The sequence below is a fragment of the Bradyrhizobium sp. ISRA442 genome (assembly GCF_038085055.1).
GTDB lineage: Bacteria > Pseudomonadota > Alphaproteobacteria > Rhizobiales > Xanthobacteraceae > Bradyrhizobium.
The window spans coordinates 1-330 of record NZ_JALGCN010000080.1; the positions used below are offsets into that span (position 1 = coordinate 1).

General features: G+C 66.1%; 1 pseudogene. It reads left to right on the forward strand.

Features of this window, described 5'->3' with window-relative positions:
• A pseudogene (locus tag MTR72_RS40285) lies at nt 1–284 on the forward strand (IS110 family transposase); the annotation flags it as partial.
• Nucleotides 285–330: the final 46 nt, after the last annotated feature.

The window sequence follows — 330 nt, forward strand, 5'->3', positions numbered from 1 at the left end:
CAAGGCGGGCGATGGCGACGTGCGGCGGGCGCTTTATGAGGCGGCCAGTGCGCTTTTGACCCGCTTCAAGCGCAAGGACAAGGTCAAGACCTGGGGGCTTGCGATCGCCAAGCGCACGAGCCACCGCAAGGCGACCGTTGCGGTGGCACGCAAGCTGGCGGTGATCATGCATGCGATGTGGGTCGATGGCACGTTTTATTGCGGCGATCCGGGCGGCCTCGCAGGCGGACGTGCGCGCACGTGCCGCCGCCAAGGAGCGCAAGCTGCTCGGAGCCCATGCATGACCAACCCGAGCCGATTGCAGATCAATGACCCGATGACCGCAAGGCG